Consider the following 16,579-nt stretch of genomic DNA (forward strand, 5'->3'; position numbering starts at 1 on the left):
TTTTGTTATATGAAAGAGTATAATACGTTATGATAGTTTTTGAAATTGGAAATTACTTGTAAAGCAAATAATAGGCGGGAATTATTAGAATTAAAAAAATCGAAAACTATCAAAGCAAAAACAGCAGAATATTTTATACTTTATATTTTAAGTTATATTTTAAAGGTGTTACATGAAAAAATTTTTTACAAGGTTATCTTTGGTGATAATCGGCTTGCTTGTGGGTATAAGTGCCTACGGTCAGGTAGAGATTGGGAGCACAAGTTATGCAAGACTTTCGCTTGCATTCAATGCTATCAACGCAGGTACACACACCGGTGATATTGTAGTAAAAATTACTAACAATTTCACTGAAACTACTACCGCAGTTTTATTGCCTTCAGGTAATGGAAGTGCTGATTATAGTTCAGTAACAATTTACCCGACTGATACTTATACAATTCAGGGTAATCTTTCTACCGGTATAATCCAGCTCCAGGGCGCTGATTATGTTACTATTGATGGTAGAAAGAATATGAGCGGCAGCAACCGTGATTTAACTATCAAGAACAACTCTACAGGTGGTCCTTGCGTTAGAATTGACAGTTTGCTTACTGCTTCTGACCCGGCTAATTATAATAAGGTTTTATACTGTAATTTAGAAGGTTCTGCTAAGAATAATTCAAATGTTTGGGGGGTATCATTAGGAGCCAGCAATAGTGTTACCGGTGCTGCTTCCAGTACTGGAAATGAAATTGGTTATAACTCTTTCAAATTTATGTATGGTGGCGTCAGAGCTAACTCTTTGTCAGGAAGAACTCATATTGGTGTAAAAATTTATAACAATTATTTTGGTTCATCTAATTTAGCTCAGTCGGTTTCTTATCAACCAATTTATTTTTGGTACACAACTGATGCTGAAGTATATGACAACACATTCGAATATATTGACTACACTTCTGCAATTTATGTAATGTATCTTTATTACTCCAGTGGTATTAAAGTTTATAATAACACTATCAAGAATATTACCGGTGTATCAAGTTTGTATTCAATTTTCATTCAGCAATCACCAAATGCAAAAGTATATGGTAATACGATAGATAACGTAAGAACAGGTAATGGATTAAATTACCCTATTTATTGTGCTACTTGTAGTGCAGGAGAAATTTATGATAATACTGTAAATAATGTAGGAGGTACTTCAACATTTTATGGTGTTTATTTGTCTTCAGCAGCTTCAGGCAAGATTCTTAATAACAAAATTACAAATGTTACAAATAATTCTACTACTTATGGTGTATTTGTTTCATCAGCTCAATACGTTCAAATTAAAGATAATGTTATAGATAATTTGTGGGCAACCGCAAATACAACTACATATCCTTACTATATGAGTTCTTGCGCTAATATGGAATTTATAAACAACCGGGCAGTAAATATCACTTCCGGTGCTACAATATATGGCGCCTATGCTACAAGTAGCGCTACTTCAAAATTCCATAATAACTATTTTGATAATTTCATCAGTAATGGTTCCAGCACAACAGGTGCAGCAGGTTTTTACATTCTCAGCTCAAATAACAGTGAAATTGTTAATAACTCCGTGTCTCGCATGATTTCTACACAGTGGAGTACTTCCGGTACTACTACTAATCCTTTTGGTATACTGATATCAAGTGGTACCGGTTATAAAATTTATTACAACAGCGTAAATCTTACAGGTAAGCAGTTACCAAGCGGTACACAAGGTACTTTAAGTGCTTGCTTGATTTTATCAGGAACTGCTGTAAATAGCTTCGACCTTAGAAATAATAACTTTTATAATGACCTTGAAGGTTTATCAGGAAGCCGTTCGTTTGCTGTATATTTGGCTGGTACAGGTAACCTGACAAGCTCTACTATGGACTATAACAACTACTATGTTGGTGGTCCTTATGGTCATATCGGATTTTTATCATCTAATAGTACTACTCTTGCAGCCTGGAAATCTGCAACTTCACGTGAAGGAAATTCGATGAATATTTTCACCGATTTTAACTCAGTTAATGTTTTAGCTCCTTATATTGGTTCAGCTCTTTTAGGTAAAGGTACTCCAATATCAGGGTTTCAAACTGATATTATCGGTGTAACCCGCTCAGGTACAAACCCGACTCCGGGAGCTTATGAAGAAGCAGATGATATTGTAGGTCCCGAAATAGTTTTCCAAAAACTTATGACAACAACAAACTGGGGTAACCGCACTGTCATCGCAAATATTACGGATAAAACCGGTGTTGATGTTTCAGGTTCAGCCCCAAGATTGTATTACAGAAAAGCATCAACTGACAATACATATAATGGCAATACTTCTTCGACTTCAGGATGGAAGTATTCTGATGCTACTGCATTAGGTGGTAATCAATTCTCATTTACAGTTGATTACGGTAAATTGCAAGGTGGAGCAGGCGAAGGTGATGAAATCCAATATTTCATTATTGCTCAGGATATAGCTGCTAAGAAAAATATTTCAACTACTTCAGGTATTTTTAATCAATATCCTAATACCACAAATCTCACTACTTCAAATTTTCCTGTAAATAATGCTGATTCTTACAGATTAGCAGTAGGCTTTTCAGGAAATTACAGTATTGGCACAAACCAAACCTATACTTCTCTCACAAAACCGGATGGCATTTTCCAAGCTTTGATGAACAATGTTATCGAAGGTGATGTTTATTTGAATATTTCTTCAAATTTAACTGAAACAGGCGAAGTTGGTCTTACTAGCTTGACTTATGATGAAGGTGGACCTTATACTATTTATATACGACCTAATTCAACTACAAAAAGAAGTATTCAAGGTGAAGTTGCAGGAGCTTTAATTAAAATAATTGGTGTTAATAATGTCGTTATTGACGGAAGTTATGAAGGTAAGGGCAGATATTTGAAGTTCACCAATACTGCTGAAAATACATTAACTCAATTCCGTGCAACTATCTTAGTTGGAAGTGGAATGGGACGCGGCGGCAGAGACCTTACAATCAAAAATTGCGAAATTTCTAATGGAAACCGTCTGAATACTTCATTTGGTATCATTACCAGTGACGGAACTATATCAACAAGTACAAACAGCCCATCAATGAATAATCTGCTTATTCAGAATAATCATATTTACAACAGTACTTATGGTATGTATATTGCCGGACAAACAACTGTCGGCACTACTACTATGAACAATCTTATTGTTGAAGATAATATTGTTGGTGATGATAACTTATCGAATAGCATCCTTAGCTACGGTATCGAAGTAAGATATGCTCCAAACGGACAGATTCGTCGTAATAAAATTTATAATTTCAACGGCGGTCCGAATAACACTAACTACATTATTGGTATTCAGCTATTTATGGTCGGGTCTATTCCTACTTATATTGACGGTAATACAATTCATAGCTTGAATTATCAAGGAACTTCAATTTGTTTTGCTAATGGTATATATGTATCCGGCTCTTATGCCGTAATTCAAAACAATAAAATATCTGACATATTAACCACTGCTTATATTAGTTACTATCCTACTGACTATTCTGCAGCAGGAATTCGTCTTGCAGGCAGCTTCACAAAAGTTTGGCATAATTCAATTATTATGACAGGTGAAATGAAGTACTATACATCAAGTATAAATTATGGTGGATTTGCGGCAAATGTTGTGTTTACAAGTAGTTATTCAGGCAATGATTTCCGTGGAAATATATTCCATAACTCTGTTTTCAAAGCCTCAAGTTCTGTTTCTCATCCCGAAGCTTACAATATCTTCTTTCAGGGGACAAGCTCACCGGTAGGTCCATACTTTACAGCACTTGATAATAATGTTTATTCGATAGGCAACACTGCAAAAGTTGGTGGTTATGATAACTGGACTTATTATTTACCATTTACTTATGTTGCTTACAATTTTTCACAATGGAGATCACATACTGGAAGAGATGCTAATTCAAAAGAGGGTATGCCTGTTTTTGTAAGCAATAAAGATGACTTACATATAAATGGCAGCAGTATTGGCAATTCATACTTTATGTATAACAGAATGCCGGAAGTTCTACACGATGGTGACGGCGAAATGAGAAATGCTACTACTTATTATGGTGCTGATGAAGTTAACGCTATATTCGAAATTGCTGAAGATACAAAAATTGTTCCAAGTAATGCTGTACAATGTGTTGAAGATGTAGTTACTATTTCAGCTAATCCCGATGTAACCGGTTTTGGTGATGGCGTCGAGCGTTCCGGCTTGTCATCAATTGATATTAACTGGTACAAAAATGGACAACTGATACCAGGAGCAAAAAGCAAGAGTATTACTTTTAATCCTGTTAAAATGAGTGACTCAGCCCGTTACTTTGCAACAGGTACATTTATGGGTAAAACTGTAACGAGTACTGAAACTTTGCTTAAAGTTGAAACTCCAATGACAATTACTTATCAACCGCCAACATCAGATGTTTGTACTACATCTCCTGAACTCACTTTACTTGCCGAAGCAACAGGAACAATTCTTGGCTACCAATGGGAATTTATGAAAGCCGGTACATCAAACTGGCTTGACGTTCCTAATGCTAATTCAAACATTATGACAAGAGTTATTACTGATGAGTTGGTAGGACGCTACAGATTACGCGTTATGGGTCCGGGCAACTGTGGTCCTGCAACAATTTGGACAGAGGCAGCTATGGTTACAAGATCCGAACCTTTGCAGAACGTGAACTTACATCAAATTGAAAAAAGTGCTGGTAAAGAATTAGCTTCAACTTGCGTTGATGAAGATATTACTCTTAGTGTAACAGATGAAGGAACTGTATTTGGTTACGTATGGCAAAAAGATGCAGGCAATGGTTTTGTTGACTTATCACTTGCACAATATCCTACAGCACGTAATCCGATTTTAAGAATCCCCGGTTCAACACCTGCTGAAAGTGGTGTTTACCGTTGTAAAGTTCTTGGTTCAGCATCTTGCGGTACTGCAGAAGTATTCTCACAAGAAGTTGTTATTAAAATCTGGCCTTACTTCAGCTTAGACCAGCAACCTGAAAGCAAAACACTTTGTGAAGGCGAAAATTCATTTATCAGAATTAACATATCAGGTGTCGTTTATAGCTACCAATGGTACAAAGATGGCGTTATGATTACATCAAAAGAAAGCCCTTATTATAACAAACCTGTATTCTACTTAACTGATTCCAAGTTTGAAGACGGCGGTGTTTACCAATGCCGCGTTCAGGCAGAAGACTGTTTTGGTTTTCTCGATTTCATGTCTGAAGAAGCATCAATATATGTTTCAACAGGCACTGAAATAACAGTTCCACCAATGACTCAGGCAGTAGTTCCTGGTAGCGATGTTACTTTCAGAGTTCGTGCTCACGTCAATGGTACTCCAGAAGGATATGTTCCTGAAGTACAATGGTACAAAGGCAACCAACCACTCGTGGAAGGTGGAAGATTTATCGGTACAAAATCAGACAGACTAAGCATTGCTAGAGTTAGTGAATTAGACTTCGGAGAAGATTATCGAGTGGTGGTTACCGGACATTGCGGAAGCGACGAAGCATCATTGTTTGGACTTATCAAAGGTGTTGTAACAATTGTTGAACAACCGGTTAATACTGACGCATGTGAAGACGAAGCTGTGATTCTTACTGTTCGTGCTGAAACAACTGTTCCAAACGGGTTCTTAACTTATCAATGGTTCAAAGAAGGCATTGCAATCAACGACGGTAACGGTATCACAGGTACTAAAACTAACCAGCTTGTAATTTCACCTGCAAAACCTAACAACTCAGGTAATTACTACTGCTTAGTGAAAGAAGGTAATTCAGTTACAGGTATGGCTACAGTTGAAGCATCTGTAACGGTTTCTCCAAAACCAAGAATCTCTTCTCAGCCTGATGCTAATGTTACTATTGAAACAGGCGGCGTGCTTGCCCTTACAGTAGAAGTTGAAGGGATTGAACTTGAATATCAGTGGTATTTCGATGGTGCTGCTATTGAAGGCGAAGATACAAATACACTTATGATTTATGATGTTAAAGAAGAAAACGCAGGCAAGTATTGGGTAGAAATAACTAATAATTGCGGAAGTGTTTCATCAGTTGTTTGTGATGTAATTATAACAACATCAAATACAGATGTTAAGGAAGTAGCTGCTCACGGATATTCATTAGGTGTAGCTGTTCCAAATCCTGTTAATGGTTCATCTAACCTTGAATTCTCCACTCCGGCTGAATCTCAAGTAAATATTACATTAGTAAATAGCTTAGGTGCTGAAATTGCAGTACTTGTCAATGGTGTAGTTGCTGAAGGTAATCACAATATTACTTTGAATGCTGAAAAACTTAACTTAGTTTCAGGCATTTATAGTGTCGTTCTTAAATCAAATGGTGTTATGCTTACTCAAAGAGTAGTAGTAGTAAGATAATCCCTACAGATTGAAATTAAATAACCGGCAATCTCTTATGAGGTTGCCGGTTTTTTTTGTTTAATTCTATATAAATTTAAAGTAACATTTTATTAAATTATATATATCATTTATCAGATAATAATAAATAAATTAACTCAATAAAATATATACTTGATTATTTTAGTTCTATGAAGAATACTTTTTGTTTAGATTATAATATTCAAATCGGTAATTATAAAATGAGATTTTCATCAAATATTTAAATTTACTTAAACTAGGAAATAATTTCAATTAAAAAAAGGTTGCCTCAAAAATTATTATAAAATACTTGTTCATATAATCATATCAATTGAGACAACCCCATCTGAGAAAAATTTGAAGTTATTCTTTTGTAAAGACGAAATCTTTAGCTTTAGCAGCAGTATGGCAACCGGCACACATCCCATCCATAAGATTGGCGCCTCTCATTTTACCACCATCGCCAATTTTACCGTCCGGTTCGAGCATAAACCATTCCCAGTCACCTGCATCAGTACTAAATTTGTTACCTCTCTTCACCATTGCGGTAATTTCATTCATACCTTCAGGATTTGTTGATTGTTTAACAACAACAGTTCCAACCGGATATTGTCCATTTACACGGGATTTATTATCTTTGATATAAATCTTGCGAGTAACAGTTTCGTTGTTTCCACCGTGAGCCATACCACCTAATGCAGGGTCGGCACCATTTCTTGTGTCAACGAGTGTCCAGCCGGAAAAACCTGAGAATGTGTTATCGTCAGCGATAAACTCTTGGGGAGTAGATTTACTTGAGCCTTCACTGCATGAAGAGAACGACAGCATTATAATTGCAGCCGCAGCGAGCAAAAAGAATTTAAGATTATACATTAAAACCTCCTAATAATTATATTAATATAACTTACAAAGTTATTGACGGAGGGTAAATATATCCTTACAAAATTATTTTTGTGCATTAAGAAAAGAAATCATTATTTTTTTTTCTTCTTCAGTCAAAGAAACTGCTTCACTATCAATTTTTAACTTTTCAATTATCTTGCTTATTTGCTCATCGAATGCTTTACAATTTTTGCACATCATCAAATGGACTTTTAGCTTGAATGAATCAATCAAGTCAAGTTCGTGTGAGCTTTTTTTGGCGCTAAGACTAATTGCCTTTTCGCAGGAAATCATCATTTTTCTAACTATTTTCATTTTGTTCTAATTTTTAAAAAAGTATCAACACATTTACGGACATTAAGTCTTGCCCTGTGTAATAAAACCCAAAAATTATTGTTTGAAATATTTAATTCATTGCAAATTTTATCTGAATCTTCTTCATCCATATATTTTAAAATAAAGGCTGCCTTTTGTAAATCTTTTAACTTATTGACGCATTTGTCAATAATTCCTAACAATTCATCATTTTCAAACTTTTCATTATGCTCTGCAGTCCAGGGTTCCGGCATCAGATTTGACTTCCACATACCATTTTCATCAAAAAATGATTCATCGTCATCAATACTTTGGAATTTGCCTGAATAATTTTTTCTGAAGTGGTCAATTATCTTTCTTTTTAAGATTAGGTAGAGCCAGTTTTTTTCGGAAATTTCACCTTTAAAATTATCTAATCCGGTCAAGGCAGACAAAAATGTATCCTGAACAAGGTCTTTCGAGAGGTCAAAGTCGCCTGTTCTCTTAACTGCGAATCTTATCAGTGCATCTGAATAAGTCTTTACCCAATATTCAGGATTCAATTCATTTTTCATTTTTCATTTTTTATAATGAACATTGTTAAAAATACAATAAATTATTAATATAAAAAAATTAAATATAAAAATTATTATTATAAAAAACTTTTTCAAGATATAAGCCTTGTGGTGGTGCTAGTGGTGAATTTTGATTCCTGTCGAATATTTCAAATCCCTTTTCAATATCAAGTTCCGTTTTTTTATTCCTTGCGAAGTCAATCATATTGCCAACTATAGAGCGAACCATTCCATATAGAAAGTGATTAGCCCTAATATTCAATTCGTAAACATTGGTAGCGGATTCTGTCCAATTACATACTGTCACATCGCAAACCGGATTATTATTATCAGGGTTATATTTCGAAAAAGAAGTAAAATCTGTTTTCCGTTTAAAAATATTTGCTATACTGTAAAGCCTGTCCGGATTTATTGGGTACTTAATATATGAAATGTGATTTCGCCTGAATAAATTATATTCAGTAGTCAGGATATATTTGTATTGCCTGAACTGAGCATCAAATCTTGCATGAAATTTTTCATCAAAAATTTTGGATTCAATTATTCTTATATCTAAAGGTAATTTTGAATTAATAGCCACAAGAATTTTTTCTTGAGGAATTGAAATTTCACTTTCAAGATTAATCGAAACGACCTGACCTAAAGCGTGAACGCCTGAGTCAGTCCTTCCGGCTGCAATCGTAGGCAGCTTAATACCAAAAACTGCTTCAATACAACTTTCTAAGACCTCCTGAACTGTAAGGGCATTCTTTTGAACCTGCCAGCCGGCATAATTTGTACCGTCATATTCGATTTTTAAAGCTAAAGTCTTCAATTCATTTTCCGCATAGAATAATAATTAATTATATTGGGATAATTGCTCGAAATCATCAAAATGAAGTTTTTCTGTGCCTATTATTTGATAATTCTCGTGCCCTTTACCTGCAACAAGAATGATATCATTTTTCATTGAAATTTCTGCAGCTTTTCTTATAGCTTCAGCTCTATCCTCGATTACAATAATTTCAGAGCTTTCAATGACACCATTTTTAATATCATTAATTATATCAAGTGGTTCTTCAGTTCTTGGATTGTCCGATGTGATAATTGTTATATCTGCTATAACTGATGATATTCTGCCCATTTCAGGTCTTTTAGTTTTGTCTCTGTCTCCTCCGCATCCGAAAACACATATCAATCTCGAACTTTTATAATCCGAGGCTTCTATGGAGTGTTTGCAGGTAGCTAGAGCTTTTTCAAGGGCATCAGGCGTATGTGCATAATCCACAAGAGCCAAAGCACCATTTTTCAAATCTATTCGCTGCATCCTTCCCGGTGCACCCTCAGTAACGCAAAGCCCATGCTGAATTGCCTGGTTTGAAATTCCGAGCTCTCGACAGGTAGCGGCGGCAATTGCAGCATTATCTACATTGAATTTTCCTGTTAAATTTGATATAACATCAATCAAGTGCTTATTACAGTAAATAATAAACTCAACTCCTTTCATACTTATATTTTCACGCAATATTCTGTAATCATCACTTTCTACTCTGCCTACCCTGATAATATTCTTACATCTTATATTTTGAACCATGAAATTCGATTTTGGATCATCAGAGTTAATAACAGCGACGCTTTCAGAATCTAAATTCTTAAATAAAATTTTCTTAGCTTCGGCATATTCATCAAAGGTTTTATGATAATCCAAATGGTCATGAGTAAGATTTGTAAATATTGCTGCTTTGAATTTTATACCTAAAGTTCTTCCCTGAATAAGTGCATGAGATGACACTTCCATTGCCACATAACTGGCACCGCAATCTATCATTATATCGAGAGCCTGAGCTAATTCGAGTGATTCAGGAGTTGTATTTACAGTGTCAATCTTTTGGTCTCCAACAAAAATACCTGTTGTACCAATAACACCGCAAATTTTCTTATCGGATTCAATAATTGATTTTATCAGATATGTAATTGTAGTTTTGCCATTTGTACCGGTTATACCTATTACATTTATCCGCTCAGACGGAAAATTGTAAAAGGCATGGGATATTTCAGCAAGAAATTTTCTTGGATTAGGTGTCAGGATATAAGCTGTATCTTTGTTTATCAACTTTTTTTCAGGAAGTTTGCTGCAAACGATTAATTTAGCACCATTCCAAATTGCATCTTCGATAAAATTATGTCCGTCAAATTTATCGCCTTTCAATGCGACGAAACAGCCACCTGGCTTAACTTTTAAAGAATTATACGCTATTGATGTGACTAATTGTGAGGGTAAGCCTATTAACTCATAGTCGTTTGAACGTGAAAGTAGTTCTCCGATTGTTTTGCTTATATTTTTATTCATATATTCTACTAAATTTTATTTGCATAATTATTTATATTTAAATTATTTCAACGTATAAAAAACATCATAATTGCTAAAAAAAAATGTGTCATTCGAAGTTTTGATTATAGATGAATTCTTCAGCAGAATTTTCATCTTAATGGCTCCAAATGACACATTTGTTAAATCACTAATTTGCATCAGTATCTTAAAAAGAGAATTTCAAGATATTCTGCTAATCGGTGAAACTAATCTTCAGGGTATAAAATAAATTCTTTGAATGTGTTCATATCAAGATATTTATTAGCTGCTGCAACAACGTAATCTTTTGTTACATTGTCAATCATTTTATTTGTTTCAAGGATATAATTGATATCTTCATTATTATATAAATATGAGTAAATTGAATTCATCCAGAAACGGTTATCTTTCATATTTACTTCATATTCCCGTTTCATAATTTCTTTTACTTTATCAATATTGATATCTTCAAAAGTACCTTTTTTCATTTCATCAATAACGCCTTTAGCCGCAGTGATAAGGTCTTTTACTTTCTCTGGTGAAGTGCCGAAGAAAATACCAACATTATATTCCTGAGCAGGATATTTATTCATTGTAGGTCTTGCACCAATACCATAAACACCGCCCATATCCTCACGAATTACTTCACGAAGTCTGATATTCATTACTTCAACAAGTGAACGAAGAGCAAATCTGTTTGCGAGATTGTTATCCATTGTTCCGTTCAGGATGAGTCTAACCGTGCTTTTTGGTTCAATACCTTTTTTAACTTCTTTAACGAAAGATTCTTTTGGCATTCTGATGCCATTGTCTTTGAAATTATTTTTAGTATTGCTTGATGACAGGGAAGCAATATATGTCTCTATTAATGGTTCGATTTCTTCTTGTTTGAAATTGCCTACAAAAGTAAAAGTAAAGTCTGCTGCATCAGTAAATCTTGATTTATAAAAATCAAATGCTTTATCAAGATTTACTTTGCCTAATGCTTCCACTGTCCATGGCATTGACCTGAAATGATGTCCACCAAGTACAGCACTGACAGTATCAGAAAATACTCTGTCGGGACTTGAACCGGCATTCTGGATTGATTCTTTAACCCTTGACATATATGAATCAAATGCTTCTTTGTCCTTTCTTGGATTGTTGAAATACATATAAATCATCTGGAACATAAGCTCGATATCTTCAGGCGATGCGCTGCCGCTCATTCCTTCAGAAATGTCACTTATATATGGAGATACATTAGCCACTTTACCCTGCATCATCTTAGTAAGAGTAGTAGCATCAAAATCACCGAGTCCTGATTCATTTACAATGCTTGCTGCCATTGAAGCAGAATGGTAATCATTATCAGCAGCAAGAGAAGTACCACCCATTCCCCAGGCACGAAGAAGAATCTGGTCGTTCTTGAAATCAGTTGATTTCAGATATACTTTTACATTATTTGACAAAGTTAATTCTGTAACATCAAGTTTATCATTTTTTTTCTTAGAAACAATTTTTCCGGCTTTTGGTTTTTGTGTCATCAATGGTTTATCAGCATCAACATCTTCATAAGGCTTTATGTCCATCTTCTGAACTTCCTGGTATAGAGCGAGTAGTTTACTTTCGCTTGGAATTTGAACTTCAGGTTTTTCAGGGAAGCTTGCAGCAACAACAAGACCGGCTTCTGACATTAGTGGTTTTAAATATGCATTGATTTCTTCAACTGTGATTTCAGGTAGCATATCCTGATGAATTTTGTACTCAGCCTCGATACCGGGAACTGATTCTTTTTCATGAAAATGTCTGTAAAGTTCACGTGCTAAATCTCCGGATTCAGTTTTATCTCTTTCGTCATAAGCTTTTTTCATCCCTCTAAGAATTTCTGTTTTTGCTCTGTCAAGCTCGGATTTAGTAACGCCAAATCTTGTAAATCTTAGCCCTTCTTCGAGAATTTTTTTATAAGATTCTTCAATTTTATCAATCTTAGGTACTGCGATGAGATTAAATGCTTCAAGTTCTTCAACTAAAAATCCATCATAACCGCCACCTGCATAAATGAAGGGTGCATCACTTTTGCGGGTAAATTCCTGAAGTCTGTATGATAAAACTGTATTGAATAAGTTCTTAATCATACTTTGTCTGTACTCTCCGTAAGTGCCTTCCTTGAAAGTCTTATCAGCTTTACGCTTGAATACCATCATATATGATGGAGTTGGAAGTTCTTTATCTGAAGCAATTGAAAAAACCGGTTTTGAGTTAATAGGTATATTGTAATCCTCTCTTTTCTTAGGATTATCAGGATTTTTGATGCTTCCGAAATATTTTTTTACATAATTTTCCATTTCGTCAACATTGATATCACCAACAACAATCACAGCAGACAAATTAGGTCTGTAAAAATCATTAAAAAATCTTGTAAATGCTTCTCTTGGAGCTGTTTGGATAATTGTAGTATCACCAATTGGAAATCGTTTAGCAAATTTACTTTCACCTAAAATTGCTTCTAAATGCTTTTGCTGGGTTCTGCCATTTGCATTAGCCTGATACAATCTCCATTCTTCCATAATTACGCCACGTTCTTTCTCTATTTCTTCGGGGTCAAAACTTATATTTGAGAGCCAGTCCTGAAGAACCTGGAAGCCTTTTTCAAGAAGACCCTCCTTATCCAAAGGAATTGTAATCATGTAGTATGTTCTGTCGAATCCAGTATTAGCGTTGACATCAGCACCGAATCTCATACCTGTTTCTTCCAAAAAGCCTACTAATTTGTCTTTTGGAAAATTCTTTGTTCCGTTGAAAGCCATGTGCTCTAAAAAATGAGCCAGACCAGCCTGGTCATCATCTTCGTGGATTGAGCCTGCCCTGACAACAATCTGCAGGTCGGCTCTGTTCTCAGGTTTGCTGTTAGGAAGTATGAAATACTTCAGACCGTTTGAAAGTGTACCTGTTTTTACTTCCTGTTTCATAGGAATTTGGGCATTCAAATCATAACCGGATACCTTTTGTGATATTGCTGGTAGGTAGAATGCAACAATCAATATTAACGAAATTAAAATCGCTTTTGATTTGTTATACATAAAAAAGCCTCAATAAAAATTAAAAATAATAAATTGTCATTTATTTAAAGTATGTAAACTGTTATTTTCTTAAATAATTGTAGTACGCAATAGTAAAATAGTAATATTCTATGTTTATGAAAAACTGTAATCTATAAATCCACGACTGTAACACCTGCACCACCTTCAACAAGCTCGCCCAAGCGAAAGCTCCTTGCATAATGCTGATACTTCAGAAAATCATGTATTGCCTGCTTAAGAGCCCCTGTGCCTTTCCCATGAACAATCGTTACTTGTGGAACGTTACTGACCAATGCTTCCTGTATAAAATCATCAATCTTTTTTAAACACTCATCAGCACGCATCCCGCGTACATCCACTCTAGTTTTTACATCATATTTGATATAATCAGCAGTATCTTTCTTTACTGTTTTGTCTGCTTTAGCTTTTTTTAACTGATTTAGAGAAAGTCTGAATTTGAAGCCACCAAATTCTACCAAAGCCATCGAATCTTCCTCGTCAACCACAATAATAGTGCCTTTGGAATTGTTATCAATCATTATAACAGTTTCACCTGCTGCAAATGATTCTTCGACTTCGGGAGCATTCTCTGTTTTGCTAAGTTCTTGAGCTGACTTTACAATTTTTTCTTTTTCTATCTGAAAATCATTCTTAATATCTGAGATTTTCTTTTTTTCTTCGCGAATTTCACGGATTGTATTTTCTATTAAAGAATTTGCACTTCGAACAATATTTTCGGCTTCACGCTTAGCAGTGCCAATCATTTCGGATTTCTTAGATTTTACTTCGCTGATACGTTTGCTATAATCATCCTTAAGTTTTTCAAATTTTATTTTCTCCTGAGCTGCTTCATTCCTCAATGTTTCAGCCTCTGCCTTATATTGCTGAAGTACTGCAATGCTTGTTTCGAGTTCGGTTTGCTTATCGCCGAGATAGTTTTTAGCTCTATCCAGTACTAATTGGGACATCCCAATACTTGCTGATAAAGCAAAAGCATAAGAATTTCCCGGAATGCCGGATAAAAATTTGTAAGTTGGTTTTAGTTTGATACTATCAAACTCTAATGAGGCATTTACAATTTCCTCACGATTGAGAGCGTAAGTTTTGAGAGAAGACTGATGAGTAGTGGCAATAAAAAACAGATTCAGATTTATAAAAGTATCCAGAATTCCGCAAGCAAGTGCAGCTCCCTCTTGCGGGTCTGTACCGGAGCATATTTCATCAATTAAAATGAGAGAATCTTTATCACAATTATCAAGAATATCTTTTATCTGAATCATCTGTGAGCTGAATGTGCTCAAATTATGCTCTATTGACTGATGGTCGCCGATTGAAGCGAAAACTGTACGGAAATTCGTCCTGCAAAATCCCAGAGGAAATATTCCAGAAAGAGCAAGCAGAATATTCAGTCCGATACTTTTCAAGGCAACCGTCTTGCCGCCTGCATTTGGACCTGAAATTAAATGCCCGCGATGATTTCCGTCGAATTCAATAGTCAGTGGTATAATGCTCTTCTCTTTGCCTGTATGCATTAGAAGAGGATGGCGAACATTCTGCAAATAGATATAATTCTCATCTGTAATTTGCGGCTTGATTCCACCAAAATTTACTGCATATTTTGCTTTTGCATAAATCCCGTCAAAACGTGTAACGATATCAAGTGAACGCAATAAATCAAAATAATTTGAACCGATTTCTGAAGTTAAATTCGATAAAATTCTGTAAACCTCCCGGGATTCCTCATTATTTAGAAATGAAAGTTCATTGTTCATCTCAATAATTTCTGAAGGCTCGAGGAATACTGTAGCCCCGGTTTGTGAAATGCCATGAATAATTCCGGGAATAACACGCTTGTTTTCTGCTTTTACAGGCAGAACGAACCTTCCTTCTCGAACAGAATAAAAATCTTCACGAACTAGATTTTCATCTACAACTTTTCGGAGAATTTTCTCAAGTCTGGCTCGGAGTTTTTGAGATTTATACCGAATTTCACCCCTTATTCTGGAGAGCTCACGAGTAGCGGTGTCTTTTACTTCGCCTGTATCATCTATTGCATCCACAATGTGTTTCTCGAGAATTTTATTTTCGTAAAGCAATGAAGTCATTTGACTGAGTAGGGGAGAGGACTCACTTTTTTCAGAAAAATAACTCTTAAGAAGTCTGAAAGAACGTATGGTATCAGCAACAGTTAAAATTTCCAATGCGCTCATTATTGCATTTTCTACTTTAGATTTATGCAGTTTGTGAGTAATATCAGAGAGTCCGTCAAACGGAATATTTTCATTCCTGTACAAAAGATTTTTCATCTCATCAATTAATGAATGTTCCTCATTCAGAAAACCAATATTTTCTAATGGTAATGATTGCAAAACATAATTTTTACCTAAATCGCTATAGGAATATCTTGAAATAAATTCAAGCACTGCTTTGAATTCAAGCTGTTTCAGGGAATCCTGCAAAATTTTGTTTTCATACTTTTCTGAGAAATCCGGTTTCTCGAAATGATATACCGACATTAATTAGTCGCTCCGAGTATAGATTTTACAATTGACTGCACTTTGTTGCCGTCTGCCTGTCCGCTGAGTGCTTTCATAGCCGGACCCATTACTTTTCCGAAATCTTTTTCAGATGTTGCTCCTACTTTTTCAATAATTCCTTTGACAATTTCTTGAATTTCTTCATCTGTAAGCTGTTTTGGAAGAAATTCCTGAATAATTGCCAGCTCAGCTGTTTCCTGAGCAGCTGCATCATCTCTGCCAGCCTGTGAATACATATCAATAGCGTCTTTACGCTTTTTGGCAAGTGAATTCAAAATTTTAATTTCATCATCAGATGTCATCTCCCGACCTGCACCACTTTTAGCAAATTCAATAATTGAAGCCCGGACCGAGCGCAATGTATCGAGACGTAACTTATCGCCGTTCTTCATTGCGGCTTTCAATTCTTCATTAATTTTTATTTCTAAAGACATAATTTTTAATACCTTGATTTTTTATAAATATAA

General features: G+C 35.1%; 10 protein-coding genes. 2 read left to right on the top strand and 8 right to left on the bottom strand.

The genetic code is table 11. The features are described 5' to 3' along the window. The first annotated feature begins 172 nt into the window (after positions 1-172). Entirely contained in the window at positions 173-6,433 is a 6,261-nt protein-coding gene (locus tag KF896_00140; GenBank protein ID MBX3042102.1) for an immunoglobulin domain-containing protein, read from the top strand. A 363-nt stretch (positions 6,434-6,796) separates the two neighbouring features. Here the strand turns inward: KF896_00140 and KF896_00145 are convergent, their stop codons facing one another. From KF896_00145 to KF896_00165, 5 genes are all read right to left on the bottom strand, one after another. Then, a complete protein-coding gene (locus KF896_00145) occupies positions 6,797-7,306 on the bottom strand; it encodes a cytochrome P460 family protein (protein MBX3042103.1) in 510 nt (169 codons plus the stop codon). A 72-nt stretch (positions 7,307-7,378) separates the two neighbouring features. Next, the gene (locus KF896_00150; GenBank protein ID MBX3042104.1) at positions 7,379-7,630 is read right to left on the bottom strand and encodes a hypothetical protein; all 252 of its coding nucleotides are present in this window, start codon (positions 7,628-7,630) and stop codon (positions 7,379-7,381) included. Beyond that, positions 7,627-8,184, bottom strand: coding sequence for a sigma-70 family RNA polymerase sigma factor (locus tag KF896_00155; protein MBX3042105.1), 558 nt, complete (start codon positions 8,182-8,184; stop codon positions 7,627-7,629). Before KF896_00155 ends, KF896_00150 begins: the two co-directional genes overlap by 4 nt. A 58-nt stretch (positions 8,185-8,242) precedes the next feature. Beyond that, entirely contained in the window at positions 8,243-8,998 is a 756-nt protein-coding gene (gene truA, locus KF896_00160; protein ID MBX3042106.1) for a tRNA pseudouridine(38-40) synthase TruA, read from the bottom strand. A 24-nt stretch (positions 8,999-9,022) separates the two neighbouring features. After that, positions 9,023-10,513, bottom strand: a complete 1,491-nt coding sequence (locus KF896_00165; protein ID MBX3042107.1) for a UDP-N-acetylmuramoyl-L-alanyl-D-glutamate--2,6-diaminopimelate ligase — start codon at positions 10,511-10,513, stop codon at positions 9,023-9,025. Between the two features lie 85 nt (positions 10,514-10,598). Here KF896_00165 and KF896_00170 point away from each other — a divergent pair, with 85 nt between their 5' ends. Further along, a complete protein-coding gene (locus tag KF896_00170; protein MBX3042108.1) occupies positions 10,599-10,763 on the top strand; it encodes a hypothetical protein in 165 nt (54 codons plus the stop codon). Here the strand turns inward: KF896_00170 and KF896_00175 are convergent. The 3 genes from KF896_00175 to KF896_00185 form a co-directional block, all read right to left on the bottom strand. Then, positions 10,741-13,575, bottom strand: a complete 2,835-nt coding sequence (locus KF896_00175) for an insulinase family protein (protein MBX3042109.1) — start codon at positions 13,573-13,575, stop codon at positions 10,741-10,743. The two genes, KF896_00170 and KF896_00175, sit on opposite strands and share 23 nt — an antisense overlap. 131 nt (positions 13,576-13,706) lie before the next feature. Further along, positions 13,707-16,091 carry an endonuclease MutS2 gene (locus KF896_00180; protein MBX3042110.1) on the bottom strand — a complete coding sequence of 795 codons (2,385 nt, stop codon included), beginning with the start codon at positions 16,089-16,091 and terminating at the stop codon, positions 13,707-13,709. Beyond that, positions 16,091-16,546, bottom strand: a complete 456-nt coding sequence (locus tag KF896_00185) for a GatB/YqeY domain-containing protein (protein MBX3042111.1) — start codon at positions 16,544-16,546, stop codon at positions 16,091-16,093. The genes KF896_00180 and KF896_00185 overlap by 1 nt, the downstream gene beginning before the upstream one ends. Positions 16,547-16,579: the final 33 nt, after the last annotated feature.

This window comes from Ignavibacteriota bacterium (genome assembly GCA_019637995.1).
In the GTDB taxonomy this organism is placed as follows: Bacteria; Bacteroidota; Ignavibacteria; order Kapaibacteriales; family UBA2268; genus JANJTB01.

What these genes read in the sequence shown, in the direction of transcription:
- KF896_00165 (MBX3042107.1), bottom strand. Translation starts at nt 10,513, where the DNA reads ATGAATAAAAATATAAGCAAAACAATCGGAGAACTACTTTCACGTTCA.
- KF896_00180 (MBX3042110.1), bottom strand. Translation starts at nt 16,091, where the DNA reads ATGTCGGTATATCATTTCGAGAAACCGGATTTCTCAGAAAAGTATGAA.
- KF896_00140 (MBX3042102.1), top strand. Translation starts at nt 173, where the DNA reads ATGAAAAAATTTTTTACAAGGTTATCTTTGGTGATAATCGGCTTGCTT.
- KF896_00175 (MBX3042109.1), bottom strand. Translation starts at nt 13,575, where the DNA reads ATGTATAACAAATCAAAAGCGATTTTAATTTCGTTAATATTGATTGTT.
- KF896_00155 (MBX3042105.1), bottom strand. Translation starts at nt 8,184, where the DNA reads ATGAAAAATGAATTGAATCCTGAATATTGGGTAAAGACTTATTCAGAT.
- KF896_00150 (MBX3042104.1), bottom strand. Translation starts at nt 7,630, where the DNA reads ATGAAAATAGTTAGAAAAATGATGATTTCCTGCGAAAAGGCAATTAGT.
- KF896_00145 (MBX3042103.1), bottom strand. Translation starts at nt 7,306, where the DNA reads ATGTATAATCTTAAATTCTTTTTGCTCGCTGCGGCTGCAATTATAATG.
- KF896_00185 (MBX3042111.1), bottom strand. Translation starts at nt 16,546, where the DNA reads ATGTCTTTAGAAATAAAAATTAATGAAGAATTGAAAGCCGCAATGAAG.